The following is a 24,316-nucleotide window of genomic DNA, read 5'->3' on the forward strand; positions in this document are numbered from 1 at the left end:
ATGATCCAAGACACGCCTTACATTTTCGACGCTACCGATGCCACCTTCCAGCAACTGGTTATCGAGAACTCCTTCCACAAACCGGTGCTGGTGGACTTCTGGGCCGAGTGGTGCGCGCCGTGCAAGGCACTGATGCCACTGCTGGCGAAGATCGCCGAGGGTTACCAGGGCGAGCTGCTGCTGGCCAAGATCAACTGTGACGTGGAGCAACAGGTGGTTGCCCAGTTCGGCATCCGCAGCCTGCCGACCGTGGTGCTGTTCAAGGACGGCCAGCCGGTGGATGGCTTTGCCGGTGCACAGCCGGAATCGGCGATCCGCGCCATGCTCGAGCCACACGTGCAACTGCCCGCTGCCCCCAGCGCATCGCCGCTGGAGCAGGCCAAGGGGCTGTTTGCCGAAAGCCGTTTTGCCGAGGCCGAAGCACTGTTGCAGGCACTGCTGGGTGAGGACAACAGCAATGCCGAGGCGCTGATCCTGTATGCCCGTTGCCTGGCCGAGCGCGGGGAACTGGGTGAAGCCCAGGTGGTGCTGGATGCGGTCAAGACCGACGAGCACAAGGCCGCGCTGGCCGGCGCCAAGGCCCAGCTGACCTTCCTGCGCCAGGCTGCCAGCCTGCCGGAAGTGGCCGACCTGAAAAGCCGCCTGGCACAGAACCCTCAGGATGACGAGGCGGCCTATCAGTTGAGCATCCAGCAACTGGCGCGCCAGCAGTATGAAGCGGCGCTGGAAGGGTTGCTGAAGCTGTTCCAGCGTAACCGTGGTTATGAGAACGGGCTGCCGCAGAAAGCGTTGCTGCAGGTGTTCGAGTTGCTGGGTGGGGATCACCCGCTGGTTGGCGTATATCGTCGCAAGCTGTCGGCGGCGATGTTCTGAGAATTTTGGGGCCGCTTTGCGGCCCATTCGCAGCACAAGGCTGCTCCTACAGAGATCAAGTGGCCGCCATTTTTGCGCAGTCCCTGTAGGAGCAGCCTTGTGCTGCGAATGGGCTGCAAAGCAGCCCCAAAATTCTGAAAGCCTTCACCCAACCCAGTGATACACCGGCGCGTCCACGCCACTTTCCACCTTGACTTCACTGCTATGCCGCAAGCGCACCAGCAGCCGTTTACCCGCCGCCGTACTCCCGGCCAGCCCTTCCAGCCGATCCAGCAATTCCGGCCCGCTCATCTGCCCTGCAAGGCGCAACACCTCACGTGCAGCAGTCCATTGCCCGTCATCCTGACGAGTTGTCGCCACGGTTTCCGTTGCTGCATTCTGCGGCACCGCGGGCAATTCGATCTGCCGCCCCAGTTGCGCCCACTCTTCAGGCGCCAGCTCGATGGTCAGATCCACAGGCCAGTCACCAATCTGTCCACGAATTCTCATGCTGCATTCCCTGAACCCAAGTCAATGCCACCATCCTACCCCAACATGAAACCTGCGCCACGCAGGCTGGCAGCATCCGGAAAAGTTGTTATAACATAACCCAATCTTCCCGCCCGCTCCGGAGTCGTCCATGCGTCGCCTGTTGCTCGCCCTGCCCTTCGCCCTGCTGCCCCTGGCCGTGGCCCATGCCCACGATGATGACCATGATCACGACCACGCCCACGGCACCCTCGGCGCCCACGAGCATGGCGTGGCCAAGCTCAACGCCGTGCTCGATGGCAACACCCTGGAGCTGGAGCTGGACAGCCCGGCAATGAACCTGGTCGGCTTCGAACACGCCGCCAACAGCGACGCCGACAAGGCCAAGGTCGCGGCGGTGCGCCAGCAGCTGGAGCAGCCACTGAAGCTGTTCGGCCTGCCCGCTGCCGCTGGCTGCAAGGAAGACCAGCAGGAACTCGAAAGCCCGCTGTTCGGTGATGCCCCGAAAGCCGACGACGATGGGGACGAGCACGAGCACCAGCACAGCGACATCGGCGCCCATTACCAGCTGACCTGCGCCAACCCCGACAAACTGACGCAGGTGGACCTCGCTCCGCTGTTCAAGGCCTTCCCGGCCACCCAGAAGATCAACGTTCAACTGATCGGCCCCAATGGCCAGAAAGGCATGGAAACCACACCGGCCAAGGCCGCGGTCGCGTTCTGAATGCGCCAGCCGTTGATCGAACTGCATGACCTGGTGTTCGCCTGGCCCGGCCAGCCGGCGCTGCTGGATATTCCGGCATTCCGCCTGGAGGCTGGCGAGGCCCTGTTTCTCAAGGGCCCCAGTGGCAGTGGCAAGACCACATTGCTGGGCCTGCTGGGCGGGGTGAACGTACCGGGCCAGGGCCGCATCCAGTTGCTCGGCCAGGACCTCGGCCGCCTGGGCCAAGGCGCCCGTGACCGCTTCCGGGTCGACCACACCGGTTATATCTTCCAGCAGTTCAACCTGCTGCCGTTCCTCTCGGTACGCGAAAACGTCGAGCTGCCCTGCCGCTTCTCGCGCAGCCGCAAGGCCCGCGCCGAGCAGCGCCATGGCAGTGTCGACCAGGCAGCCGGCACGCTGCTGGCCCACCTGGGCCTGGACGACCCCACCCTGCTCGCCCGCCGCGCCGACAGCCTGTCGATCGGCCAGCAGCAACGGGTCGCTGCCGCCCGCGCACTGATCGGCCAACCCGAACTGGTGATCGCCGACGAACCGACCTCGGCGCTGGATGCCGACACCCGCGAAGCGTTCATCCGCCTGCTGTTCGATGAATGCCGCGCCGCCGGTGCCAGCCTGCTGTTCGTCAGCCACGACCAGAGCCTGGCGCCGCTGTTCGACCGCCACCTGTCGCTGGCCGAACTCAACCGTGCCGCCAAGCCCCGGGAGGCCTGATGTACCTGCTCCGCCTTGCCCTGGCCAGCTTGGCCAACCGCCGCTTCACCGCATTCCTCACCGCCTTCGCCATCGCCCTGTCGGTGTGCCTGCTGCTGGCCGTGGAACGGGTCCGTACCGAGGCCCGGGCCAGCTTCGCCAGCACCATCAGCGGTACCGACCTGATCGTCGGCGCCCGCTCCGGCTCGGTGAACCTGCTGCTGTACTCGGTGTTCCGCATCGGCAACGCCACCAACAACATCCGTTGGGACAGCTATGAGCACTACGCCAAGGACCCGCGGGTGAAATGGGCCATCCCCATCTCGCTGGGCGACTCGCACCGTGGTTATCGAGTGATGGGCACTACCGGCGACTACTTCAGCCATTATCAGTACGGCCGCCGCCAGCACCTGGAATTGAACCAGGGCCGCGCGTTTGCCGATGATCCGTTCGAGGTGGTGCTGGGTGCCGAAGTGGCCGAGGCATTGCACTACAAACTGGGCGACAAGCTGGTGCTTGCCCACGGCGTGGCCGCGATCAGCCTGGTCAAGCACGACGACAAGCCATTCACCGTGGTCGGTGTGCTCAAGCGCACCGGTACGCCGGTCGACCGCACGCTGCATATCAGCCTGGGCGGCATGGAAGCCATCCACATCGACTGGCACAACGGTGTGCCGGCCCGTGGCGCCGGGCGTATCAGCGCCGAGCAGGCACGGACCATGGACCTGCAGCCTGCCGCCATCACTGCGTTCATGCTCGGCCTGAACAGCAAGATCGCGACATTCAGCCTGCAGCGGGAGATCAATGAATACCGCAGCGAGCCGTTGCTGGCGATCCTGCCCGGGGTAGCCCTGCAGGAGCTATGGAGCCTGATGGGCACCGCGGAGCAGGCGTTGTTCGTGGTGTCGCTGTTCGTGGTGCTGACCGGCCTGATCGGCATGCTTACGGCGATTCTCACCAGCCTCAATGAACGCCGCAGGGAGATGGCGATATTGCGCTCGGTTGGCGCCAGGCCGTGGCATATCGCAGGGCTGCTGGTGCTGGAGGCACTGTCGCTGGCGGCGGTCGGGATCGCTGCCGGGCTTGGCTTGCTGTATGCGGGAATCGCCCTGGCGCAGGGGTATGTGCAAGCCAACTATGGTTTGTATTTGCCGCTGGCCATGCCGAGCGCTCATGAATGGAGGTTGCTGGCTATCATCCTGGGAGCTGCGCTGTTGATGGGCAGCGTGCCGGCGTGGCGGGCCTATCGGCAGTCGTTGGCCGATGGCTTGTCCATTCACCTCTGAGGGCGTGCAATGATCCAATACCTCACTGCCTTCTTCGCGGGCGCGCCCGCTCCCACAGGGCTTTCACAAGGTTCGAAGCCTGTGGTGAACCCTGTGGGAGCGGGCATGCCCGCGAAGAGGCCAGCACTGCATACGCTGCTGATCCTGCTGCTGACAGTAGCGATGCCTCTGTGGGCCTCGGAACCCCGCGAACTTGACTGGCCCGCCCTCATCCCCGAAGGCGCCCCGGTCATCCCGCCCCAACTCGCGCCGCTGCACGACATGTCGCAGCTCAGCAATGCCCTGTCCGCCGAGTCCGCCCCACCGGCGCGCCAGCAGGCACCCGACGCCCCGGTGGTAAAAAGCCTCGACGGCCAGCAGATCAAACTGCCCGGCTACATCGTGCCGCTGGAGGTGAGCGAAGAAGGCCGCACCACCGAATTCCTGCTGGTCCCCTACTACGGCGCGTGCATCCACGTGCCACCACCACCCTCGAACCAGATCGTGCACATCTTCAGCGAAATGGGCGTGCGCGTAGAAGACCTCTACCAGCCCTACTGGATCGAGGGAAAGCTGCAGGTTAGAGCCTCCAGCAGCGAACTGGCCGATGCCGGCTACCAGATGGAAGCCGAGAAAATATACGCTTATGAGCTGAGATGAGAACTGTTTCGAATTCGTGACGACGCTTCTTTGAGCTGGGTCAAACTTTCTGTTTAACGGCATCCGTACCATTGGACTACTCGATTACTCACGTCCTCTGGGAGCTTCCATGAACAAGTCCTTGCTCAGCGCCGCCCTCGCGGCCCTGGCGCTCGCTGCCCCTGTCGCCCACGCCCACCAGGCAGGCGATATCATCGTCCGCGCAGGTGCCATTACCACAGCTCCCAACGAAAGCAGCGGCGACCTGAAATTCGACGGCAACAAAGTCTCGGGCACCAAGGCGACTCTGGACAGCGACACCCAACTGGGCCTGACCTTCGCCTATATGCTCACCGACCACATCGGCCTCGAGCTGCTGGCTGCCACCCCGTTCAAGCACACCGTCGGCGTCAAAGGCCTGGGCGGCGGCCTGGACGGCAAGCTCGCCGACATCAAGCAGCTGCCACCGACCCTGTCGTTGCAGTACTACCCGATGGAACCGACTTCCAAGTTCCAGCCGTATGCCGGCGTCGGCATCAACTACACCCTGTTCTTCGATGAAGACCTCAGTAGTGCACGCAAGCAGCAGGGCTTCAGCAACCTGAAGCTGCAAGACTCGGTCGGCATCGCCGGCCAGCTGGGCATGGACTACATGATCACCGACAACTTGCTGGTCAACGCATCGGTCTGGTACGTCGACATCGACACCAAGGCCAGCGTCAACGGCCCGAGCGCACTGGGCTACAGCAAGACCAAGGTCGACGTCGATGTCGACCCGTGGGTGTACATGGTCGGCCTTGGCTACAAGTTCTGACCTGAACACTGCAGGGCGGCTTCGGCCGCCCTCGCGCGTTGCAGCAATAGCCAGTACCCCAGCGCCACCGCGCTGATGCCCATCCCAAGCCAACACACCGCTGCCCAACCCCAATGGGCATACACCCAGCTCGCCAGCACTGCCCCCACTCCACTGCCAAGCGAATAGCAGCACATGTAGGCGCCGATCAACCGGCTGGCCATTGCACCACGCCCGGCCAGCAGCAGGCTCTGGTTGGTGACATGCACCGCCTGCACGGCAAAGTCCAGCATCAGCACACCCAACCCGAAGACCATCAGTGAATGCCCGACGAAGGCCGTGGGCAGCCATGACAGCACCAGCAGAACCAGCGCCAGACCGGTGGTGCGCTCCCCCAGCCCCTGGTCGGCCAGGCGACCGGCGCGCGCTGCCGCCAATGTGCCGGCAACACCCGCCAGGCCGAACAGACCGACCTCGGTATGGCTCAGCGCCAGTGGCTCGGCACTCAGAGGCATGACCATGGCACTCCAGAGCACGCTGAACGCAGCGAAGATCAACACGCCGAACAGCCCGCGCTGACGCAGCAGCCGGTCGTGCCGGTACAGCCTGAACTGGGCAACGATCAGCGCCCGGTAGCCAGACCGCAGCGACACCGGTTGCCCCGCAGGCAGGCTGCGCCACAGCACCAGGGCCAGCAGCATCAACAGCCCTGCGGCAATCAGGTACACGCTGCGCCAGCCAGCCAGGTCGGCAAGCCCGCCCGAGACCAGCCGCGCCAGCAGAATGCCCAGCACTATGCCGCTGGTGACGGTGCCCACGGCCTGCCCTTGCTGGCCGGGGGCGGCAAGGCTCGCTGCATGCGCCACCATCACCTGCACCATGACCGCCATCAGCCCGGTGATGGCCAGGGCCAGCAGCAATAGCGCCCAGTTGGGTGCCATGCCTACCCCAACCAGCGCCAGGGCCGAGAACAGCAACTGCCCGAGCAACAGGCGCTTGCGGTCGATCAGGTCCCCCAGCGGCACGATCAGCAACAAACCCAGAGCATAGCCCGCCTGGGTCGCGCCTACTACCCAACCGATCTGCTGCTGCGCCACGCCCAGGTCAGCGGCCATCGACTCGAGCAGAGGCTGGGCGAAATACACAGTCGCCACGGCCATGGCGCTGGTGATGGCCAGCAGCAGGGTTATCCAGCGTGTCAGTGCAGGGTTCATCGGGCTGGCCTCGTCAATCTGGTTTCGAATTGAAACCACATGCTGGCTATTTAGCAAATGTGGTTTTAATCTGCAACCAGATGATCACGAAAGGCCCCGTCCATGCTCGATGAAAACAATACGCAATGCCCCGTCGCCCGGGCTCTGGAGGTGCTGGGAGACCGTTGGGCGCTGATGATCCTGCGCGACGCCTTCGATGGCCTGCGGCGCTTCAGTGAATTCCAGAAGAACCTGGGGCTGGCGAAGAACATCCTCGCCTCACGGCTTAAGTGGCTGGTGGAAAGCGGGCTGCTGACGCTGCAGCCGGCGTCGGATGGCAGTGCCTACAAGGAGTATGTGCTGACCGAGAAAGGGCGATCGGTGTTCCCGGTGGTGGTTGGCTTGAGGCAGTGGGGGGAGCGGTTTCTGTTCGAGGCGGGCGAGGTGCGTTCAGAGTTGGTGGATGGTGATACGGGGCAGGCGCTGGAAACACTGCAGGTGCGGGCCCGGGACGGGCGGGTGCTGGCGGCAGGGGATTGCCTGCGAAAAGTGGTGCGGCATGAGTGATTCTGGGGCTGCTGCGCAGCCCATCGCGACACAAGGCCGCTCCTACAGCGACCGCGCAACCTCGGCCTGGCGCGGTCGCTGTAGGAGCGGCCTTGTGTCGCGATAGGGGCGCAAAGCGCCCCCAAGAATTTCAGCCCTTGCCCAGAAGCCGCGACAAGCCCTCGACCATCGGCGTTGCCTGCGGAAACTCGAACCGCGCCAACAAGCGCTGGTTATCCGCCCGCGAATGGCGAATGTCACCCGAACGTGCCGCCACATAGCTGACCGCCGGCAAGCTACCCACCACCTTCTCAAGCGCTGCCAGCAACTGGTTGAGCGACGTGGCCTGGTTGAGGCCGATATTCACCGCCCCCTCTTCGACCTGCGGCTGCTCCAGCGCCTGCACCATCACCTGCACCAGGTCGCCCACGTAGAGGAAGTCCCGGGTCTGCTCGCCATCACCGAACACCGTAATCGGCAAACCCTTCACAGCACGCTCGGAGAAGATGCTGATCACCCCGGAGTACGGCGAGGATGGGTCCTGGCGCGGCCCGAAGATATTGAAGAAGCGGAACACCACCGGCTCCAGGCCATGCTGGCGACGGTAGAAGTCCAGGTACTGCTCACTGGCCAGCTTGTCCACGGCATACGGGGTCAGCGGCGCCTTGGGGGTGTCTTCGGCAATCGACTCGCCTTCACCATTGTTGCCATACACCGCCGCACTGGAGGCGAACAGCACCCGGCGCAGCCCATGCACGCGCATGGCTTCGCACACGTTGAGGGTGCCGATGAAATTGCTCTGGTGGGTCCGCACCGGGTCCTCGACCGAGGCCTGCACCGAGGCCACCGCTGCCAGGTGCACCACGGCACTGCAGCCAGCCGCAACCTGCGTGACCAGACCGGCATCGGCAACATCGCCTTCAACCAGTTCCAGGCGTGGGTGGCCGACCTGCAGGTTGCCCCGCTGGCCTGTGGAAAAGTCGTCGAGAATGCGTACGGCGTAGCCTTTGTCCAACAACGCATCGCACAGGTGAGAGCCAATGAAGCCGGCACCGCCGGTGATCAGGATGGGGGCGTCAGCCATGGCGGTAGAACCGGTCCAGTAGAGGCGGCAGGCCGGCGCGCCAGGCGCGCGGCTTGATGCCGAAGGTATGAAGGATTTTCTTGCAGGCCAGTACCGCGTGCTGCGGCTCTTCGCTGGCATCCGGCCGTGCGGCATGGGCCTGCGGCGTCGGCGCCTGCACGGCCAGCTGGCGGTACTGGCCTGCTTCGGTAAGGATCGCCTGGCCCAGCGCCAGCGGCGTGGTCGCCTCGTTGCCGGCGTAATGGTAGGTGCCCCACAGCGGCGCACTGCAATCGAGTTGCTTGAGCACCGACAGGATCACCCGGGCGGCGTCGTCGACCGGCGTCGGGTTGCCACGCCGGTCATCGGCCAGCAGCAGTTCCTGTGGTTGCTCGGCGCGGGTCAGGAAGCGCCCCAGCGCCCCGTCGATGCTTTCGTCGAGTAGCCAACCAAAGCGCAACAGCACGTGCTGCGGGCAAGCCGCGCGTACGCTCTGCTCGATGCGCCACAGGGCCTGGCCACGCAGGCCGAGCGGTACCGGCTCGTCCTTTTCGCTGTAGGCCGTGGCCCGCGAACCATCGAACACGCGGTAGCTGGAAGGCTGCACCAAGGTGATCTGGTGGTGCTGGCACAGCTCCGCCAACCGCTCCACAGCCCGCTCCTGCTGGGCCAGGCGCTGCTCACTGACCGACTCGGCCTGGAACCAGTCGAAGTAATAGGCCAGGTTGACCAGGGCATCGGGACGATGATCGTCGAGCAGCTGGGTGAGGCTGGCCGGCGTCCAGCCGTTCTCGGGCGGGCGCGGCGCCAGGAATGCGATGTCCTCCTCGGCCCCAAGACGAATCAGCGCTTGCCCGAGGGCATTGCCACCACCCAACAGCATTAGGCGCATACGCATAGAGTCAGCAGATCCGGAGAGGTTGATTGAAGGAAAGGGGCCATTTTGCGGTTTCCTGCCCGGGAAGTCCAACACCGGACCCGTTCGATGCCACAGGCGGTATTGATTCCAAAGTTCCACAGTTCAATACCACCATAGGCAGAAATCTCCTACGACATACCAGGAACGACCTGACTTCCATACCGCAGCACAACCGCATTGAATAGTTGACTCCCCCACTTGCCAGCCGGGGAGCTTCACAAAAACAAGTACAGGGAACGTTCAATGCCTCGTTCGGAAGTTGCATACCTGGATTTCAGCCCGGAGCAAAGCAAGGCCATAACCTTTGCAAGCCAGACGATTGCTGACTTGGGTGGCCCGGAGACCAAAGGAGTAGCACTTCAGGCTCGTGTATTCGCCGATCAACTCGAGCAAGCCTTGAGTGAGGAACAGCGTGCACTGTTACAACGCTTCAGTGAAGGCCAGCTATCTGCCTTGATGTACAGGCAAATGCCTTGTGCCAACGAGCCAATACCAGAGTACCTGCCCGACATTTCCGCCCTGGCGCAAAACCCTCGCTGCCAATACCTTGCCTCCCGCAATCAACTGCTGCTGGAGCTCGTGCGCTACCGCAGTTTCGCCTTCGATATAGACAACGATGGTAAACAGGTTCGCCTGGTCGGCAACTTCAAGGGCGGTGGCCGCGTCCCGCGGCTCGACGAAGATCCCTGCCTGGAAGTTGAAACCAGCTCGCATGCGGGCTTGCGCTTGGGGCCGCACACTGAAGCGCCCTACAACTGCTCGACAATTTCCACCAATGCCAACTCCCCTGCTCCCTCTGCACTGATTCTGACTGCGCGCTGGAACCCCGCCAATGAACCTACGAATGTCTTCCCGCTCCGGGAAATCATCGAACGCCTGGGTAGCCTGGACACACTTGCGCTGACTTCAACGTCCTTCGACTTCACCCGCAGTGACTGCTTCGCTCACGGACAAGGCAATGCAGGCAAAGCAGTTTCAATGCTGCAATTCGAGCCCAATGGTGGTTTCTCTGTTCGTTACAACAGCTATCGCTTCAGCCTGAATGAACGCGCCTGCAGCGCAGCGGCGCGCGCTTTCGACGCCTTTCAGAAAGCACTGGATAACGCTCGACCACTGGCGTTTGTCCTGCAGCCTGACAGCGCACTGTTGATCAACAACAGCCGAGCCTTGCACGGCCGCGACATGGTCCAGGACAACCGGCGGCTGCTCATCCGTCAATTCGGATACTCCCCCTTCGCAGTACCGTTGGTGCTCGCTGAAGACCCACTGCTCGTGCGTGGCTGATCACAGGAAAACACCCCATGATCGAATTCGACGTAACGCTTGTTCTGACACTCGCACTGGTGGCACTGATGGCCGGCTTTTTCGATGCCATCGCCGGTGGTGGTGGCCTGATCACACTCCCGGTGTTGTTCATTGCCGGTATCGAACCCTTGGCGGCAATTGCCACCAACAAGTTCCAGGCGGCTTCGGCTACGGTTTCGGCTACGTGCGCCTTTGCCCGCAAAGGCATGATCGACTGGAGACGAGGCAGTCCAATGGCTGTCATGTCATTTATCGGAGGGGCGTTGGGTGCCTTGTCGATAACTTACGTGCCCAAAAGCGTTCTGCAGGCGTGCGTCCCACCACTGCTGATTCTGATAGCCGCTTACTTTGCCTTCAGCCCAAAGCCGAATGAACAAGCGCGCAAGGCAAAGATATCGACCAGCCTGTTCTGCGTGGCGGTTGCACCGATCATTGGCTTTTATGACGGTATCTTCGGCCCTGGTGTCGGCTCGTTCTTCATGCTGGCCTGCGTGATCCTCCTGGGCCAGCACTTGATACAAGCCGTGTGCACCAGCAAGCTTTTGAACGCTGCCTGTAACCTGGGCGCATTGTCAGTCTTTTCACTCAGCGGGGCGATCATCTGGCCACTGGCGCTGGCAATGGCGTTCGCGGCTTTTGTGGGGGCTCAATTGGGCGCACGCTGCGCAGTGCACTTTGGCCCACGGCTGATCAAGCCATTGCTGGTCTGTGTTTGCTGCATCATGGCAATCAAGTTGCTGCTCGACCCAGGCAACCCTGTCGGCGAGTGGTTACATCAACTTGTTCTCTGAAAAAAGCATCACTCGATTTCGAACAGACTGTTACGCAACGGCCCCACGCTGAGGCGCTCACGCACATCGTCATCTATGCGGGGATCATCCGGCTGGTACAGTTTTACCTGCCGGTAGACATTTATGCGATTGATCTCCTCTCCCAGGTAGTCCCACACAACCCGAGTGCAGGCCGGGTTGCGCCGGTCTCCGCTGGATACGCCGGCCTTCAGGCCGTTGAGGCGGGTAATGCGGCTTTTGAAACTGGGGATGAGGATAGTCTGGCTCATCTCGTTGAACGTCAGCGACTCGTAATCGACCAGGAACATCCGGTCCTGCAACTGGAACGCCGCTCCCAGATAGCGACAACGCACCTCGGCATGGGGGTTGGTGGCGCTGGAACGCTCCTGGCGTTCCTGGCGTTCGAAAAGGAACTGCCCGCGTTCCTCCCACAGGTGAACCAACGACACCAGGACCGTGCCCGGAACCGACATGCAGTTGGAATATTCCAGGTAGTAACCGCAATAGCGCGACAGGTTCCCCGCATGGGCGTGCAACGGACGGAACAGATCACTGATCGGGTCGCCAGGCTGCTCGGCCGGGGTCGACACGCGAGCACCGATCAGGCGGCTGAACTGCTCGGGTGGCAAATGCAATTCGTAATCTTCGACCCCGAAGAAATCGCCGATGCGCTTGAGGTTGTAGGCCGTCGGGCGGCTCTGCCCGCTCAGGTACTTGTTGAACTGCGCGCGGTTGATCGACAGCTGGCGGCAAACTTCGGAGATAGAGCGGTAGTGGCTGCAGGCCAGTTTGAGGTTGGTAGCGAAATGATCGCTCATGACTCGGGACTCAGGTGACGCGAATGGCGCGATTGTAGCATCAAGTTGCACCAAATCAGAGCAACCCGCGAAATTGTAACCGCTCTTGTCATAGCCAACCATGCGCCCCACGAATAGCGGTGCGCCTGCCGTCCGCTGATCTTTCCACACGAACAATAAGAATCGAGGTCATTTTCCAATGCTCGAAGTACTCAACGATTTCCTCTCGGGGAAACTTCTCATTGTGCTGATCGTAGGGCTGGGTAGCTACTTCACCATCCGTTCCCGGTTCGTCCAGTTCCGCCATTTTGGCCACATGTTCGGTGTGTTCAAAGAATCGCTGCGTGGCCAGGCAGGCCAACTGAGCTCCTTCCAGGCCCTGATGCTGAGCCTGGCCGGCCGCGTGGGCGCCGGTAACATCGCCGGTGTCGGCATTGCCGTGACACTGGGTGGACCAGGCGCTGTGTTCTGGATGTGGGTCACCGCACTGGTGGGCATGTCCAGCAGCTTCTTCGAATGCACCCTGGCCCAGGTCTACAAGCGCGCCGATGGCGACGGCCTGTACCGTGGTGGCCCGGCCTACTACATCCAGCACGGCCTCAAGCTGAAAAGCATGGCCATCGTGTTCTCGATCCTGCTGCTGGTCACCTACGGCTTCGCCTTCATCGGCCTGCAGTCGTACACCGTGACCCACTCGCTGCAGAACGCCTTTGCCTTCGACCCCAAGCACACCGGCATTGTCCTCGCCGTGCTGCTGGCCATCACCTTCATCGGCGGCATCAAGCGCATCGCTGCGGTGTCCGACCTGCTGGTACCGGTCAAGACCCTGGCCTACATCGGCGTGACCCTGTACGTGATCGGTACCCAGATCGAGCACGTGCCAGCCATGCTGGAAACCATCTTCAAGAGCGCCTTCGGCCTCGACCCGGCATTCGGCGGCCTGCTCGGCAGCGCCATCGTCATGGGCGTTAAGCGTGGTGTGTTCGCCAACGAAGCGGGCCTGGGCAGTGCGCCGAACGTCGCCGCCGTGGCCGCCGTGAAACACCCTGGTGCCCAGGGCGTTGTCCAGGCCTTCAGCGTGTTCCTCGACACCTTCGTGATCTGCACCTGCACCGCGTTGCTGATCCTGTTGTCGGGCTTCTACACCCCGGGCTTCGAAGGTGACGGCATCGTCCTGACCCAGAACTCGCTGGCCGCCGTGGTCGGTGACTGGGGCCGCGTGTTCGTCAGCGTGGCGCTGTCGCTGTTCGTCTTCACCTGCATCCTCTACAACTACTACCTGGGCGAAAACAGCCTGCAGTTCCTCAGCCGCAACCGCGTGGTACTGATGGTGTTCCGTGGCCTGGTGCTGGCGCTGGTGGTATGGGGTTCGATGCAGGACCTGTCGACCGTGTTCGCCTTCGCCGACATCACCATGACCTGCCTGGCCTTCGTCAACCTGGTGGCCCTGGCCCTGCTGTTCAAGGTCGGCCTGCGGGTGATGCGCGACTACGACGACCAGCGCAAGGCGGGCGTCGACCAGCCAGTGTTCGACTCGGCCAAGTTCACCGACCTGGACCTGGACCGCAATGCCTGGCCTGCCAATCCGCAGGCGGAAACAGCCACTGACAAAGCAGTCGGCCAAGCTCAGACGCAGCGCTGATATCCTCTCCTGCCCAGCCGCCCCGTCCGCGGGCGGCTTTTCTTTCTCCGCTCATCGCTACGGATGCTTTCCATGCGTGCAGTAAAGAATCTTCTCGTTCTCTATACCGGTGGCACCATCGGCATGCTCGAAACACCGGAAGGCCTGGCGCCGGCCGGTGGTTTCGACGCGCGGATGCGTGAACACTTCGCCCAGTTGGCCGATGCGCCCCAGGTGCATTGGACCCTGCAGGAACTGAACCCGCTGCTCGACAGTGCCAACATGCAACAGCACAACTGGCTGGCGATGCGCGATGCCATCGTCGCAGCGGTAGAGGTGGCTGGCCATGATGGCGTGCTGGTGCTGCATGGCACCGACAGCCTGGCCTACAGCGCCGCGGCATTGTCGTTCCTGCTGCTGGGCCTGCCGGTGCCGGTGCTGCTGACCGGCTCGATGCTGCCGGCGGGTAGCGCGGACAGCGACGCCTGGGACAACCTGTGCGGCGCACTGCGCCAGTTCGAACAGGGGCTGGAAGATGGCGTGCAGCTGTACTTCCATGGGCAGCTACTGCATGGCTGCCGGGCGTCGAAGCTGCGCAGCGAGGCGTTCGATGCCTTTGCCGCGCTGCCGCGTCATCGTGACGGTGAGCGCGCCACGGCGATCCCTGCCGAACTTGGCTACAAGCACCCGCGCCAGCCGGTCAACCTGGCGGTAGTGCCGGTGTTCCCGGGCCTGCAGGCCGGGCACTTGCAGGCACTGCTGGGCAGCGGCGTGCAGGGGTTGCTGCTGGAGTGCTACGGCAGCGGTACCGGGCCGTCGGATGACCAGGCGTTGCTGGATGTGCTGAGCGCGGCACGCCAGCGGGGCGTGATGCTGGCGGCTATCAGCCAGTGCCCAGAGGGGGCGGTGGTGTTCGATACCTATGCGGCGGGTAACCGCTTGCGCGGGGCCGGGCTGGTCAGTGGCGGTGGCATGACCCGGGAGGCGGCGCTGGCCAAGATGGTTGCGTTGCTGGGGGCCGGGCTGGATGTCGACACGGCGGAGCGGTGGTTTGCCCTGGATCTGTGTGGGGAACGGGCCTGATCGACTGGGGCCGCTTCGCGCCCCGTCGCGACACAAGGCCGCTCCTACAGGTACGGCGCAGTCCTGTGTAGGAGCGGCCTTGTGTCGCGATGGGCTGCAACGCAGCCCCTGTACAAATGATTGGCGGAAGGCAGCGGGAGTCGAACCTGCCCGGGAACGGCTGCCGTCCCCAACCGGGTTTGAAGCCCGGCCGCGCCACCGGGCGCGATTGCCTTCCTTGAACTCAGTGCCTGGCCTGCTGCTGGGCCAGGGCGCTGTCGGCGCGAATGTGACGCTGATCGGCCACCCTCCGGGTCAAGCCGATGCGGTCGAAGTACTCCAGAATCTGCACACTGCGCTTGCGACCGATGCCCAACATATCGCGAAACGCGGCAACCTGCACTATCGGCGTTTCACTGGCCTGCCCCAGCAGCAGCTCTGCCATGCGCTGTAGCGTCGCCTCGGGGTAGAACAGGTCGCGCACCACCTGGTGCACCAGGCCCAGCCGGGCCAGCTTGCGCAGCAACAGGCGCACATCGGCTTCGGCACAATTTTCCTCGCTCGCCAGCGTCCTGACCCAGGGCGGATCGTATTGCCCCGCCAGCAACTTCGGTTGCAGATTTGCCCATAACGCACTGTCGGCTTCGCTCAGCTGCACCTTGTGATCGGGCAGGTGCAGCCAAGGCCCGCTGCTGGCAATGGCGCCGTCCTCGAGCAACTCATCCAGCAGGCTGACAAAAGCGGGCCGCTCCAGCGGCAAGGCAGCAAAGCGGCGCAGGCGGTCGCGGTCCGGGCCGAGCTGGTCGGGCTCCTGTTCATGGAACCGCGCCAGCTGCTCCAGCACTTGGCGCTTGAGCGCCTGCCACCGGGCACTGGCAAACAGCAGTTGGCCCTGCCGCGTGGCCACCACCAGCACATCTTCCGGCAACTGCCAGGTTTCGCGCAGACGATTGAACTGCCGCTCCAGACGCTGTGGGTCGATACCCCCTGGTGCGCTGGCGAGCAGTGCCGGCAAGGCCTGCTCCAGGTCCTCGGCATCACGCAGCACCTGCAATTGGCGCAGGCGCTCATCGCTGCGGCGCTGACGGCTTGGCGCGAACGGGTCGAGCACCTTGCCGCCCCCCAGGGTGCGTTGGGCACGCTGGTCGCGCAGTACCAGACGGTCGCCGTGTACCGCCTGCAGCGGCGCGTTGAGCAGCAACTGGGCGAACATGCGCTGGCCCGCCACCAGGGTTTCACCTTCGAGCAAGGCCACCCGGGCGGTTACGTCCTGGGTGCCGAGGTGCACGTGCACAGCGCTGAAATGTTCGAAGGTACGGGTCTCGCCCGGCAACAGGTTCAGCTCGATATCCACCCGCACGCTGGGCGCATGCAGCCACTCGGGCACTAGCCAGTCACCCCGGCGCACCTGCTCCACCGCCAGCCGTTCGGCAGCGATGTTCAGTGCCACCCGCTGTCCCGCCTCGGCCACCAGCGCGGCCTGGTTCTGCGCATGCAGGCCACGCACCCGCACCGGTTTGCCGGCCTTGCCCAGCAACAAAGTGTCGCCGGCACTGACCCGCCCAGCCACCGCCGTGCCCGTGACCACCACACCCGCACCGGTAACGGCGAAGGCGCGGTCGACGGCCAGACGGAAACCGCCACGCACGCTGCGCTGGCGCACGCGCTGTTGCGCGGCCAGCAACGCCTGGCGCAGGGCATCGATACCTTCGCCGGTCACACTCGACAACGGAAACTGCCGTGCACCAGCATACGGGCCCGGCGCCAGAAGCTCGCTGACCTGTGCCTGCACTTCGACCAGGCGGGTCGGCTCTACCCGGTCACATTTGCTGATCGCCACCAGGGCCTGGGGGATGCCCAGCAGCTCGATGATCGCCAGGTGCTCTCGGGTTTGTGGCATCACCCCGTCGTCGGCCGCCACCACCAACAGCACCAGGTCGATGCCGTGGGCGCCGGCCAGCATGTTGTGGATAAAGCGCTCATGGCCCGGTACATCGATGAAGCCGGTCAGTGCTGCCCCCTCGGTCAACGCCGCATAGCGGTAGCCAAGGTCGATGGTCATGCCACGGGCGCGCTCCTCCTGGCGATGGTCACCGGCCTGGCCGGTCAGGGCCTGGAGCAATGCGGTCTTGCCGTGGTCGATGTGGCCGGCGGTACCAACGATCACTGTACCGGCCCCAATTGCAGGGCGGGCAACTGCGCCAGCCACTGGGCTTCGTCATCCAGCTGGCGCAGGTCCAGCCACAGTGCGTCATCGGCGATACGGCCGAGCACAGGCACCGGCAGGTCACGCAAGGCCCGCTCCAGCACATGCAGGCTGCGCCCGCGCAGCTTCTTCGACACCTGCGGGCGCAGGCACAACGCCGCGCTCGGCAGGCGGGCCACCGGTTGGCTGCCACTGCCAATCATGCCCAACGCCGGTTCCACGCTGACCGCCCATTGTTCGCCGAGGCGGGCCTTGAGCTCTGGCGCCAGGCGCTCGGCCTGGGTCTGGATTTCGGCCTGGCTGCGGGTCAGCAGGCGCAGACTGGGCAGGCGCTCGGCCAGGCGGTCGGGGTTGCGGTACAGCGCCAGCACCGCTTCGAGTGCGGCCAGGGTGATCTTGTCGACACGCAGCGCGCGCTTGAGCGGGTTCTTCTTGATCCTGGCGATCAGCTCCTTGCGCCCGACGATGATTCCGGCTTGCGGCCCGCCCAGCAGTTTGTCGCCGCTGAAGGTGACGATATCGGCGCCATCTGCCAGGGCCTGGCGCACGGTCGGCTCGGCGGGCAGGCCCCAGCGGGTAAGGTCAAGCAGGCTGCCGCTGCCAAGGTCTTCAAGTAGAGGCAATTCATGTTGGTGGGCGATGCGCGCCAGCTCGCCGGTGGGCACCTGGGTAGTGAAGCCCTGGATGCTGTAGTTGCTGCAATGCACCCGCATCAGCAGGCCGGTACGTGGGCTGATGGCGGCCTCGTAGTCACGGGCGTGGGTGCGGTTGGTGGTGCCGACTTCGTGCAGCTTCACACCGGCGCGAGCCATGATGTCTGGGATGCGGAAGGCACCGCCGATCTCGATCAGTTCACCGCGGGAGATGATCCCCTCCTTGCGCGCGCCCAGGCTGTTGAGCGCCAGCAGCACGGCGGCGGCGTTGTTGTTGACCACGGTGACGGCTTCGGCGCCGGTCAGCTCGCGGATCAGGCCTTCGATCAGGTCGTCACGGTCGCCGCGCTTGCCGGTGGCCAGGTCGAATTCCAGGTTGAGCGGGTAGCGGGCGGCGGTCTGCATGGCCTCGATGGCCTCCTCTGGCAACAAGGCGCGGCCGAGGTTGGTGTGCAACACGGTGCCGGTGAGGTTGAACACTCGGCGGACCTGGCTGCGTTGCTGGGTGGCCAAGCGTTCGCCAGTGCGGCCCAGCAGGACTTCAGCGGCCAGTTCGGCGGCACTGAGCTGGCCGGTGCGGGCGGGGTCGCGCAGGTCGTCGAGCAGTTGCCGCAGGGTGGCGAGGACCGCGTCGCGGCCGTGGCGGTCGATCAGCGGGAGGCAGGCCGGGTGGCGTAAAAGGGTGTCGATGGAGGGCAGGCGTGGGGTGTCGCTGGCTAGGCTGGAGGACATGCGGTACTACCTTGGACTGATCCGTTGTCTGTACTGGCCTCTTCGCGGGTAAACCCGCTCCTACAAGGGCCCGCGCAAGCCTCAAAAGCTGCGCGGGCCCTGTGGGAGCGGGTTTACCCGCGAAGAAGGCGACTCGGTCTTACAGTGTAGACACTCTCCATTACCCGGGTGCGAGCATCAGGTTCGGTGCCAACCGATGGAAGCCCTCCTCGTCCAGGCGAATGTCCAGTGCCAGGCTGGCCAGGTCATCGGCCAGCGGCTCGGCCGCCGCATCGTTTTCCAGGTAGTTCTGCTTCAGGTAGCTCTCGCATTGCGGGCAGCATTCCGCCCGTAGCGGCGCCTTGCCCGGCGCATGGCGGTCATCGTCAAGGCTGGTATAGCGCAGGTCCTTGCTCGACTCGCAGTACACGCATTTGACCCGCACCACATGCCATTCGCAGGCACACAGCGAACAAGCCAGGTAGCGCAGGCCATTGTGCTTGCCGCGGTTGCGCACCACCCCAGCCATCGCCGGCGAACCGCAGGCCGGGCACTGGGCCAGGCTGCCGGCGGGCTTGAGCTCTGGCGCGGGCAGCGCCAGCAACCAGCTGGACCAGGCCGCCTGCAAGGCCGCCCCAATGAACGGCACCAGTGCCGCAGGCACGGCATCGTACTGGCCGGCGAGCAAGGCGATGCCCCAACCCTTGCGTTGATGGTCGTCACTGCTGCGCAGGGCTTGCAGCGCCTCCCCCAACGGACCGCTGGTGTCCGCGTCGAGGTGCTCAAGCAAGGCCTGCAACCAGACCAGCCACGGCCCCTCACGCACCAGGCTGTCCGCCGCCAATGGCGGCAAACCATGACTTATGCACAGGCGCTGACGCTCCTCGGCCACCGGCATGCCAGCGGGCGGGTTATCCACAAGCTGCTGCTGGATACGGCACAAACGAGCCACCAGCTTCAGGTATTCGCCAAGGGCATTGCCCTCGGCCAGTTGCTCCAGGCGCGCGGCGCGCAGTTCGAACAGGTTGGCAGGGGGCAGGTGCAGAAACGGCGGCATCACTGCCGACGCTTCGATCTGCCCGGGTTCGAGTATCGTGCTCAAGCGCTCATCCTTCTTTTCGTCCGTGATTGCCCGGCGTCTTGTCACCGGTCACTTCGCGGTACCACAACTCATGGTGTTTGCGCGCCCAGGCGCGGCTGACCCAGCCATGCAGCATGGCGCCGATCGAGCCCTTGATCCAGATGCCGGCGTAGATGTGCACGATGATGCTGAGGATCAGCACGAACGCCGCCAGGGCGTGGAGCAGCGCGGACAGCCGAATGACTTCGATGCCGAACAAATGGCTGAAGTATGCGCGCCAGATCACCACGCCGCTGACCAGCAGAACCAGCATGCACACCAGCAGGGTCCAGAACAACAGCTTCTGCCCGGCGTTGTACTTGCCGATCGGTGGCACACCCTCCTCCTTGTTGAGCATCACCCGGTCCACGCGGCGTAGCCACAGGCGGTCGTTGGCAGTGATGAAGTTGGCCCGCCAGAAACGCAGCACCAGGCCGAGGAAGAACACGAACATCGCCACCCCGATGAAGGGGTGCAGGATGCGTGTCCACGGCCCACCGCCGAACAGGTTGCTGAGCCAGAACAGCGCCGGATGGAACAGCGCCAGCCCCGACAGACCAGCCAGGACGAACAGGATCGCGACGACCCAGTGGTTGCTGCGCTCGTTGGCGTTGTAGCGCAGGATGGGTTTGTTGTCGTTCATGGTCGCTGCTCCCCTTGCCCGCCGGGCTTGGTCGGATCATAGACATGGACCGACGGGTCCACCTGATGCACGCTTTCATCCGCAGGTGCCGGGTGCTCGTCCTCCTCCACCCGCTGTGGCCCGACCCGCACATAGTGGAAGAACCCGGCCAGCACCGCCGCGCCCATGGCCAGCAGCGCCAGCGGCTTGGTGAAGCCCTTCCACAACCCCACCAGCGGGCTGATCACCGGCTGGTCCGGCAGGCCGGCGTACAGCTTCGGCGTGTCGGCATGGTGCAGCACATACATCACGTGGGTGCCGCCGACGCCGTCCGGGTCGTACAGCCCGGCCTTGTCGTAACCCCGCGACTTGAGGTCGACGATGCGCTCGGCGGCATGCACCTTCATCTCGTCCTTGGTGCCGAACACGATGGCCCCGGTCGGGCAGGTTTTCACGCAGGCCGGCTCCAGGCCCACGGTCACGCGGTCGGAACACAGGGTGCACTTGTACGCCTTGTGGTCCTTCTGCGAGATGCGCGGGATGTTGAACGGGCAACCGGTGATGCAGTAGCCACAACCGATGCAGTGGTCCTGGTTGAAGTCGACGATGCCGTTGGCGTGCTTGATGATCGCCCCCGGGCTCGGGCAGGCCTTCAGGCAACCTGGCTCGGCGCAGTGCATGCAGCCGTCCTTGCGAATCAGCCACTCCAGGTTGCCGTCGTCGCGCTCGTGCTCGGTGAAGCGCATCAGGGTCCAGGTCTCGGCGGTGAGGTCCTGGGGGTTGTCGTAGGTGCCGTGGTTGTGGCCGACCTCGTCACGCAGTTCGTTCCACTCCGAACACGCCACCTGGCAGGCCTTGCAGCCGATGCACTTGGTGGTGTCGATCAGCTTGGCGACTTCCTGCTGCTGGCGTACCGAAGGCGGTACGGTGGTGGTGGCCGAGCGGGCGATGATGTCTTGGCTGGCCATCAGAGTTTCTCCACTTTGACGAGGAACGACTTGGACTCTGGCGTCTGGGTATTGCCGTCACCCAGGAAAGGCACCAGGGTGTTGGTCAGGTAGCCATGCCGCGTAGCCCCGGTGAAGCCCCAGTGCAGCGGGATGCCGATCTGGTGCACGGTCTGGTTGTTGACCTGGAGCGGGCGAATCCGCTTGGTCACCACTGCCACCGCCTCGATGTGCCCGCGCTTGCTCGACACCCGCACCCGGTCACCGGCCTTGATACCTTTCTCGTTGGCCAGCACCTCGCCGATTTCGACGAACTGCTCGGGCTGGGCAATGGCGTTGAGCCGGCAATGCTTGCTCCAGAAGTGGAAGTGCTCGGTCAGCCGGTACGTGGTCGCCGCGTATGGGAACTCGTCGTGCTTGCCGAGGCTGTCCCACACCGAGTCGAAGACCCGCCCGGCCGGGTTGCTGGTGGCCTTCTTGTTCTGCGGGTGCAGCGGGTTGATGCCAATCGGCGTCTCGAACGGCTCGTAGTGCTCGGGGAACGGGCCTTCGGCCATCTTGTCGATGGCGAAGAACCGCGCCACGCCTTCGGGGTTCATGATGAACGGGTTCATCCCCGCCTCAGGCGGCGAGTCGACCTTGAAGTCGGGCACGTCGGTGCCGGTCCAGGCCTTGCCGTTCCACCACACCAGGCGCTTCTTCTCCGGGTCCCACGGCTTGCCTTGCGGGTCGCTGGAGGCACGGTTGTAGAGGATGCGGCGGTTGGCCGGCCAGGCCCAGGCCCAGTTCTGCACCTGGTGCATGCCGTACGGGTCGCTGTTATCACGGCGAGCCATCTGGTTACCCTGCTCGGTCCAGCTGCCGGCGAAGATCCAGCAGCCGGACGCGGTGCTGCCGTCGTCCTTGAGCTGGCCAAAGCCCGCCAGTTGCTGGCCGGCCTTGAGCACTGCGCCAGTCGGGTCGGTGACGTCGGCCACCGCCCAGCCGTTCATTTCCTTGGCCAGTTCCTCCGGGGATGGCTCTTCAGGGACCTTGTATGGCCAGTTGATGTTCATCAGCGCATCAGGGTAGGCGCCGCCCTCGGCCTGGTAGCGTTGGCGCAGGCGCAGGAACAGCTCGCTCATGATGTGAACGTCGGTGCGGGTCTCGCCCGGGCCGTCGGCGCCCTTCCAGTGCCACTGCAGCCAGCGGCTGCTGTTGACCAGCGAGCCGTCTTCCTCGGCGAAGCAGGTGGTGGGCAGGCGGATCACTTCGGTCTGGATGTTGGCCGTGTCTACATCATTGAACGGCCCGGCATTGCGCCAGAACTCCGAGGTCTCGGTGGCCAGCGGGTCCATGATCACCAGCCACTTGAGCTTGCCAAGGGCCGCGGTGACGCGGTTCTTGTCTGGCAGCGCGGCAATCGGGTTGAAGCCCTGGCACATGTAGCCGTTGACCTTGCCCTGGCCCATCATCTCGAACATGCGCAGCACGTCGTAGGCCGGCACGTCGAGCTTGGGCAGCCAGTCGTAGCCCCAATTGTTCTCCGCCGTGGCATTGGCGCCGTACCAGGCCTTCATCAGGCTGACATGGAACTTGCCGTAGTTCTGCCAGTACGACAGTTGGCCAGGGCGCAGTGGCTTGGAGGCGCGCTTGTCGATATAGGCGGCATAGTCCTGCTCGGCATCGCCGGCCAGGGTCAGGTAACCCGGCAACGAGTTGGACAGCAGGCCGAGGTCGGTCAGGCCCTGGATGTTGGAGTGCCCGCGCAAGGCGTTGACCCCGCCACCCGGCATGCCGACGTTACCCAACAGCAACTGCACCATGGCCGCACTGCGGATGATCTGTGCGCCGATCGAGTGCTGCGTCCAGCCAAGCGCATAGAGGATCGTCATGGTCTTGCCCGGTACCGAGCAGGTAGCGATCTCTTCCCAGATCTTCAACATGGCGTCCTGCGGCATGCCACAGGTCATGCTCGCCAGTTCCGGGGTATAGCGGCTGTAGTGCTGCTTCATCAGCTGGAACACGCAGCGCGGGTGCTGCAGGGTCGGGTCGACCTTGGCAAAACCGTCCTCACCCAGCTCGTAACCCCAGCCGGACTTGTCGGCATACACGCGCTTGGCCTCGTCGTAGCCGCTGAACAGGCCATCCTCGAAACCATAGTTCTCTTTGACGATGAACGACACGTCGGTGTAGTTGCGCACGTACTCGTGCTGGATCTTGTCGTTGCTCAGCAGGTAATTGATCAGCCCGCCCATGAAGGCGATGTCGGTACCGGTACGGATCGGTGCGTAGTAGTCCGCCACCGAAGCGGTACGGGTAAACCGCGGGTCGACCACGATCAGCCGCGCCTTGTTGTGCGCCTTGGCCTCGGTCACCCACTTGAAGCCGCACGGATGCGCTTCTGCTGCGTTGCCACCCATCACCAGGACCAGATTCGCGTTGGCGATATCGGACCAGTGGTTGGTCATGGCGCCACGGCCGTACGTCGGGGCAAGACTTGCCACCGTCGGGCCATGTCAGACACGAGCTTGGTTATCGAACCCCAGCATGCCTGTTGCGCGGACGACCTTGTGGGTCAGGTAGCCAGCCTCGCTGGAGGCGGCGGAAGCAGCGAGAAAACCGGTGGTGAGCCAGCGGTTGACCGTTTGCCCCTGGGCGTTCTTTTCGATGAAGTTGGCGTCGCGGTCCTGCTTCATCAGGTCGGCGACGCGATCGAGCGCCTCGTCCCAGCTGACCCGCACCCACTCCTTGCTGCCAGGCTTGCGTACCTCGGGGTACTGCAGGCGGCTCGGGCTGTGGATGAAGTCCAGCAGGCCAGCGCCTTTCGGGCAGAGGGTGCCGCGGTTGACCGGGTGGTCGGCGTCACCTTCGATATGGATGATGTTCTGTTTGACGTTCTTGCCCGCATCGCCCTGGCTGTACATGATCAGGCCGCAGCCGACCGAGCAGTAGGGGCATGTGTTACGGGTTTCTTTGGTATGCGCCAGCTTGAAGTGACGCACCTGCTCGGCGAATGCTGGTGTCGGGGCCATGCCCAACGCCGCAAGGCTCGAGCCTCCAAGGCCGACGGCGGCGACCTTGAAGAACTGCCGACGGTTCAGGTCCATCGTGCACTCCTGATCAGGTGGTGGACGCACGGAACATGGCCGGCGCCTCTTGGTAGTCACGGTGGCGGCCAATTGATGGCCGCCAACAGTTAAGACTAGCCAAGAATCGAGAAGGTGCGATGACATGGGTCAGCTGAAGGCGCTGTGTTGCCAGATTCGCGGGTAAACCCACAGGTACTGCACATGCCCGAAGCAGGGCGCTATTCCTGTGGGAGCGGG

Annotated in this window: 22 protein-coding genes and 1 tRNA gene; 11 read left to right on the forward strand and 12 right to left on the reverse strand. The window is 64.0% G+C overall.

Features of this window, described 5'->3' with window-relative positions; genetic code table 11:
* Positions 1 to 3 precede the first annotated feature (3 nt).
* Positions 4 to 873: a thioredoxin gene (gene trxA / locus ABIB24_RS19545; protein WP_354317068.1), complete on the forward strand. Its 870-nt coding sequence runs from the start codon at positions 4 to 6 to the stop codon at positions 871 to 873.
* Positions 874 to 1,017: 144 nt separating this feature from the next.
* Here the strand turns inward: trxA and ABIB24_RS19550 are convergent, their stop codons facing one another.
* Positions 1,018 to 1,362 carry a hypothetical protein gene (locus ABIB24_RS19550; protein ID WP_085665381.1) on the reverse strand — a complete coding sequence of 115 codons (345 nt, stop codon included), beginning with the start codon at positions 1,360 to 1,362 and terminating at the stop codon, positions 1,018 to 1,020.
* A 130-nt stretch (positions 1,363 to 1,492) separates the two neighbouring features.
* On the opposite strand from ABIB24_RS19550, the gene ABIB24_RS19555 reads away from it, so the two are divergent.
* From ABIB24_RS19555 to ABIB24_RS19575, 5 genes are all read left to right on the forward strand, one after another.
* A complete protein-coding gene (locus tag ABIB24_RS19555; RefSeq protein WP_354317043.1) occupies positions 1,493 to 2,065 on the forward strand; it encodes a DUF2796 domain-containing protein in 573 nt (190 codons plus the stop codon).
* The gene (locus tag ABIB24_RS19560) at positions 2,066 to 2,776 is read left to right on the forward strand and encodes an ABC transporter ATP-binding protein (protein ID WP_354317045.1); all 711 of its coding nucleotides are present in this window, start codon (positions 2,066 to 2,068) and stop codon (positions 2,774 to 2,776) included. It begins immediately after the preceding gene.
* Positions 2,776 to 4,041: an ABC transporter permease gene (locus ABIB24_RS19565; protein WP_354317047.1), complete on the forward strand. Its 1,266-nt coding sequence runs from the start codon at positions 2,776 to 2,778 to the stop codon at positions 4,039 to 4,041. The genes ABIB24_RS19560 and ABIB24_RS19565 overlap by 1 nt, the downstream gene beginning before the upstream one ends.
* Before the next feature lie 126 nt (positions 4,042 to 4,167).
* Positions 4,168 to 4,680 (forward strand): DUF3299 domain-containing protein, encoded by a 513-nt coding sequence (locus ABIB24_RS19570; protein ID WP_025337514.1) that lies wholly within the window; start codon positions 4,168 to 4,170, stop codon positions 4,678 to 4,680.
* Positions 4,681 to 4,789: 109 nt separating this feature from the next.
* Positions 4,790 to 5,473: an OmpW/AlkL family protein gene (locus ABIB24_RS19575; RefSeq protein ID WP_046615944.1), complete on the forward strand. Its 684-nt coding sequence runs from the start codon at positions 4,790 to 4,792 to the stop codon at positions 5,471 to 5,473.
* Here ABIB24_RS19575 and ABIB24_RS19580 read toward each other — a convergent pair.
* Positions 5,461 to 6,666: an MFS transporter gene (locus ABIB24_RS19580; RefSeq protein WP_354317050.1), complete on the reverse strand. Its 1,206-nt coding sequence runs from the start codon at positions 6,664 to 6,666 to the stop codon at positions 5,461 to 5,463. The two genes, ABIB24_RS19575 and ABIB24_RS19580, sit on opposite strands and share 13 nt — an antisense overlap.
* Before the next feature lie 102 nt (positions 6,667 to 6,768).
* Between ABIB24_RS19580 and ABIB24_RS19585 the strand changes: the two genes are divergently transcribed.
* On the forward strand, positions 6,769 to 7,212 hold the full coding sequence (locus ABIB24_RS19585) for a winged helix-turn-helix transcriptional regulator (RefSeq protein ID WP_085617788.1): 444 nt from the start codon (positions 6,769 to 6,771) through the stop codon (positions 7,210 to 7,212).
* Positions 7,213 to 7,342: 130 nt separating this feature from the next.
* Here ABIB24_RS19585 and ABIB24_RS19590 read toward each other — a convergent pair whose 3' ends face one another.
* Positions 7,343 to 8,275 carry an NAD-dependent epimerase/dehydratase family protein gene (locus ABIB24_RS19590; RefSeq protein WP_025337510.1) on the reverse strand — a complete coding sequence of 311 codons (933 nt, stop codon included), beginning with the start codon at positions 8,273 to 8,275 and terminating at the stop codon, positions 7,343 to 7,345.
* Positions 8,268 to 9,152 carry a sugar nucleotide-binding protein gene (locus tag ABIB24_RS19595; protein ID WP_038407862.1) on the reverse strand — a complete coding sequence of 295 codons (885 nt, stop codon included), beginning with the start codon at positions 9,150 to 9,152 and terminating at the stop codon, positions 8,268 to 8,270. The genes ABIB24_RS19590 and ABIB24_RS19595 overlap by 8 nt, the downstream gene beginning before the upstream one ends.
* A 264-nt stretch (positions 9,153 to 9,416) precedes the next feature.
* Between ABIB24_RS19595 and ABIB24_RS19600 the strand changes: the two genes are divergently transcribed.
* The gene (locus ABIB24_RS19600; protein WP_354317052.1) at positions 9,417 to 10,457 is read left to right on the forward strand and encodes a Fe(II)-2OG oxygenase family protein; all 1,041 of its coding nucleotides are present in this window, start codon (positions 9,417 to 9,419) and stop codon (positions 10,455 to 10,457) included.
* 17 nt (positions 10,458 to 10,474) lie between these two features.
* Positions 10,475 to 11,269: a TSUP family transporter gene (locus ABIB24_RS19605; protein WP_274120397.1), complete on the forward strand. Its 795-nt coding sequence runs from the start codon at positions 10,475 to 10,477 to the stop codon at positions 11,267 to 11,269.
* Between the two features lie 8 nt (positions 11,270 to 11,277).
* Here the strand turns inward: ABIB24_RS19605 and ABIB24_RS19610 are convergent, their stop codons facing one another.
* Positions 11,278 to 12,087, reverse strand: coding sequence for a helix-turn-helix domain-containing protein (locus ABIB24_RS19610; RefSeq protein ID WP_025337507.1), 810 nt, complete (start codon positions 12,085 to 12,087; stop codon positions 11,278 to 11,280).
* Between the two features lie 178 nt (positions 12,088 to 12,265).
* On the opposite strand from ABIB24_RS19610, the gene ABIB24_RS19615 reads away from it, so the two are divergent.
* On the forward strand, positions 12,266 to 13,708 hold the full coding sequence (locus ABIB24_RS19615; RefSeq protein WP_025337506.1) for an alanine/glycine:cation symporter family protein: 1,443 nt from the start codon (positions 12,266 to 12,268) through the stop codon (positions 13,706 to 13,708).
* A gap of 72 nt (positions 13,709 to 13,780) precedes the next feature.
* Positions 13,781 to 14,770: an asparaginase gene (locus ABIB24_RS19620; protein ID WP_502945831.1), complete on the forward strand. Its 990-nt coding sequence runs from the start codon at positions 13,781 to 13,783 to the stop codon at positions 14,768 to 14,770.
* Positions 14,771 to 14,891: 121 nt separating this feature from the next.
* Here the strand turns inward: ABIB24_RS19620 and ABIB24_RS19625 are convergent.
* The 7 genes from ABIB24_RS19625 to fdnG form a co-directional block, all read right to left on the reverse strand.
* A tRNA-Sec gene (locus ABIB24_RS19625) sits at positions 14,892 to 14,987 on the reverse strand.
* 6 nt (positions 14,988 to 14,993) lie between these two features.
* The gene (gene selB, locus ABIB24_RS19630) at positions 14,994 to 16,916 is read right to left on the reverse strand and encodes a selenocysteine-specific translation elongation factor (protein WP_274120399.1); all 1,923 of its coding nucleotides are present in this window, start codon (positions 16,914 to 16,916) and stop codon (positions 14,994 to 14,996) included.
* Complete coding sequence (selA, locus tag ABIB24_RS19635) at positions 16,913 to 18,340, reverse strand: L-seryl-tRNA(Sec) selenium transferase (protein ID WP_354317054.1); 1,428 nt, start codon at positions 18,338 to 18,340, stop codon at positions 16,913 to 16,915. Before selA ends, selB begins: the two co-directional genes overlap by 4 nt.
* A gap of 160 nt (positions 18,341 to 18,500) precedes the next feature.
* The gene (gene fdhE / locus ABIB24_RS19640) at positions 18,501 to 19,421 is read right to left on the reverse strand and encodes a formate dehydrogenase accessory protein FdhE (protein WP_354317055.1); all 921 of its coding nucleotides are present in this window, start codon (positions 19,419 to 19,421) and stop codon (positions 18,501 to 18,503) included.
* A 4-nt stretch (positions 19,422 to 19,425) separates the two neighbouring features.
* Positions 19,426 to 20,082 (reverse strand): formate dehydrogenase subunit gamma, encoded by a 657-nt coding sequence (locus ABIB24_RS19645; protein ID WP_075044437.1) that lies wholly within the window; start codon positions 20,080 to 20,082, stop codon positions 19,426 to 19,428.
* On the reverse strand, positions 20,079 to 21,029 hold the full coding sequence (gene fdxH, locus ABIB24_RS19650; protein WP_025337500.1) for a formate dehydrogenase subunit beta: 951 nt from the start codon (positions 21,027 to 21,029) through the stop codon (positions 20,079 to 20,081). Before fdxH ends, ABIB24_RS19645 begins: the two co-directional genes overlap by 4 nt.
* On the reverse strand, positions 21,029 to 24,097 hold the full coding sequence (gene fdnG / locus ABIB24_RS19655) for a formate dehydrogenase-N subunit alpha (protein ID WP_137162867.1): 3,069 nt from the start codon (positions 24,095 to 24,097) through the stop codon (positions 21,029 to 21,031). The genes fdxH and fdnG overlap by 1 nt, the downstream gene beginning before the upstream one ends.
* Positions 24,098 to 24,316: the final 219 nt, after the last annotated feature.

This window comes from Pseudomonas sp. UYEF17, assembly GCF_040546125.1.
In the GTDB taxonomy this organism is placed as follows: Bacteria; Pseudomonadota; Gammaproteobacteria; order Pseudomonadales; family Pseudomonadaceae; genus Aquipseudomonas; species Aquipseudomonas putida_Z.

Coding starts and splice junctions, on each gene's coding strand:
- fdxH (WP_025337500.1), bottom strand. CDS start 21,029: ATGGCCAGCCAAGACATCATCGCCCGCTCGGCCACCACCACCGTACCG.
- ABIB24_RS19560 (WP_354317045.1), top strand. CDS start 2,066: ATGCGCCAGCCGTTGATCGAACTGCATGACCTGGTGTTCGCCTGGCCC.
- ABIB24_RS19605 (WP_274120397.1), top strand. CDS start 10,475: ATGATCGAATTCGACGTAACGCTTGTTCTGACACTCGCACTGGTGGCA.
- ABIB24_RS19595 (WP_038407862.1), bottom strand. CDS start 9,152: ATGCGTATGCGCCTAATGCTGTTGGGTGGTGGCAATGCCCTCGGGCAA.
- ABIB24_RS19615 (WP_025337506.1), top strand. CDS start 12,266: ATGCTCGAAGTACTCAACGATTTCCTCTCGGGGAAACTTCTCATTGTG.
- ABIB24_RS19585 (WP_085617788.1), top strand. CDS start 6,769: ATGCTCGATGAAAACAATACGCAATGCCCCGTCGCCCGGGCTCTGGAG.
- ABIB24_RS19620 (WP_502945831.1), top strand. CDS start 13,781: ATGCGTGCAGTAAAGAATCTTCTCGTTCTCTATACCGGTGGCACCATC.
- ABIB24_RS19645 (WP_075044437.1), bottom strand. CDS start 20,082: ATGAACGACAACAAACCCATCCTGCGCTACAACGCCAACGAGCGCAGC.
- ABIB24_RS19600 (WP_354317052.1), top strand. CDS start 9,417: ATGCCTCGTTCGGAAGTTGCATACCTGGATTTCAGCCCGGAGCAAAGC.
- ABIB24_RS19610 (WP_025337507.1), bottom strand. CDS start 12,087: ATGAGCGATCATTTCGCTACCAACCTCAAACTGGCCTGCAGCCACTAC.
- ABIB24_RS19550 (WP_085665381.1), bottom strand. CDS start 1,362: ATGAGAATTCGTGGACAGATTGGTGACTGGCCTGTGGATCTGACCATC.
- ABIB24_RS19580 (WP_354317050.1), bottom strand. CDS start 6,666: ATGAACCCTGCACTGACACGCTGGATAACCCTGCTGCTGGCCATCACC.
- ABIB24_RS19575 (WP_046615944.1), top strand. CDS start 4,790: ATGAACAAGTCCTTGCTCAGCGCCGCCCTCGCGGCCCTGGCGCTCGCT.
- ABIB24_RS19555 (WP_354317043.1), top strand. CDS start 1,493: ATGCGTCGCCTGTTGCTCGCCCTGCCCTTCGCCCTGCTGCCCCTGGCC.
- selA (WP_354317054.1), bottom strand. CDS start 18,340: ATGTCCTCCAGCCTAGCCAGCGACACCCCACGCCTGCCCTCCATCGAC.
- ABIB24_RS19590 (WP_025337510.1), bottom strand. CDS start 8,275: ATGGCTGACGCCCCCATCCTGATCACCGGCGGTGCCGGCTTCATTGGC.
- ABIB24_RS19565 (WP_354317047.1), top strand. CDS start 2,776: ATGTACCTGCTCCGCCTTGCCCTGGCCAGCTTGGCCAACCGCCGCTTC.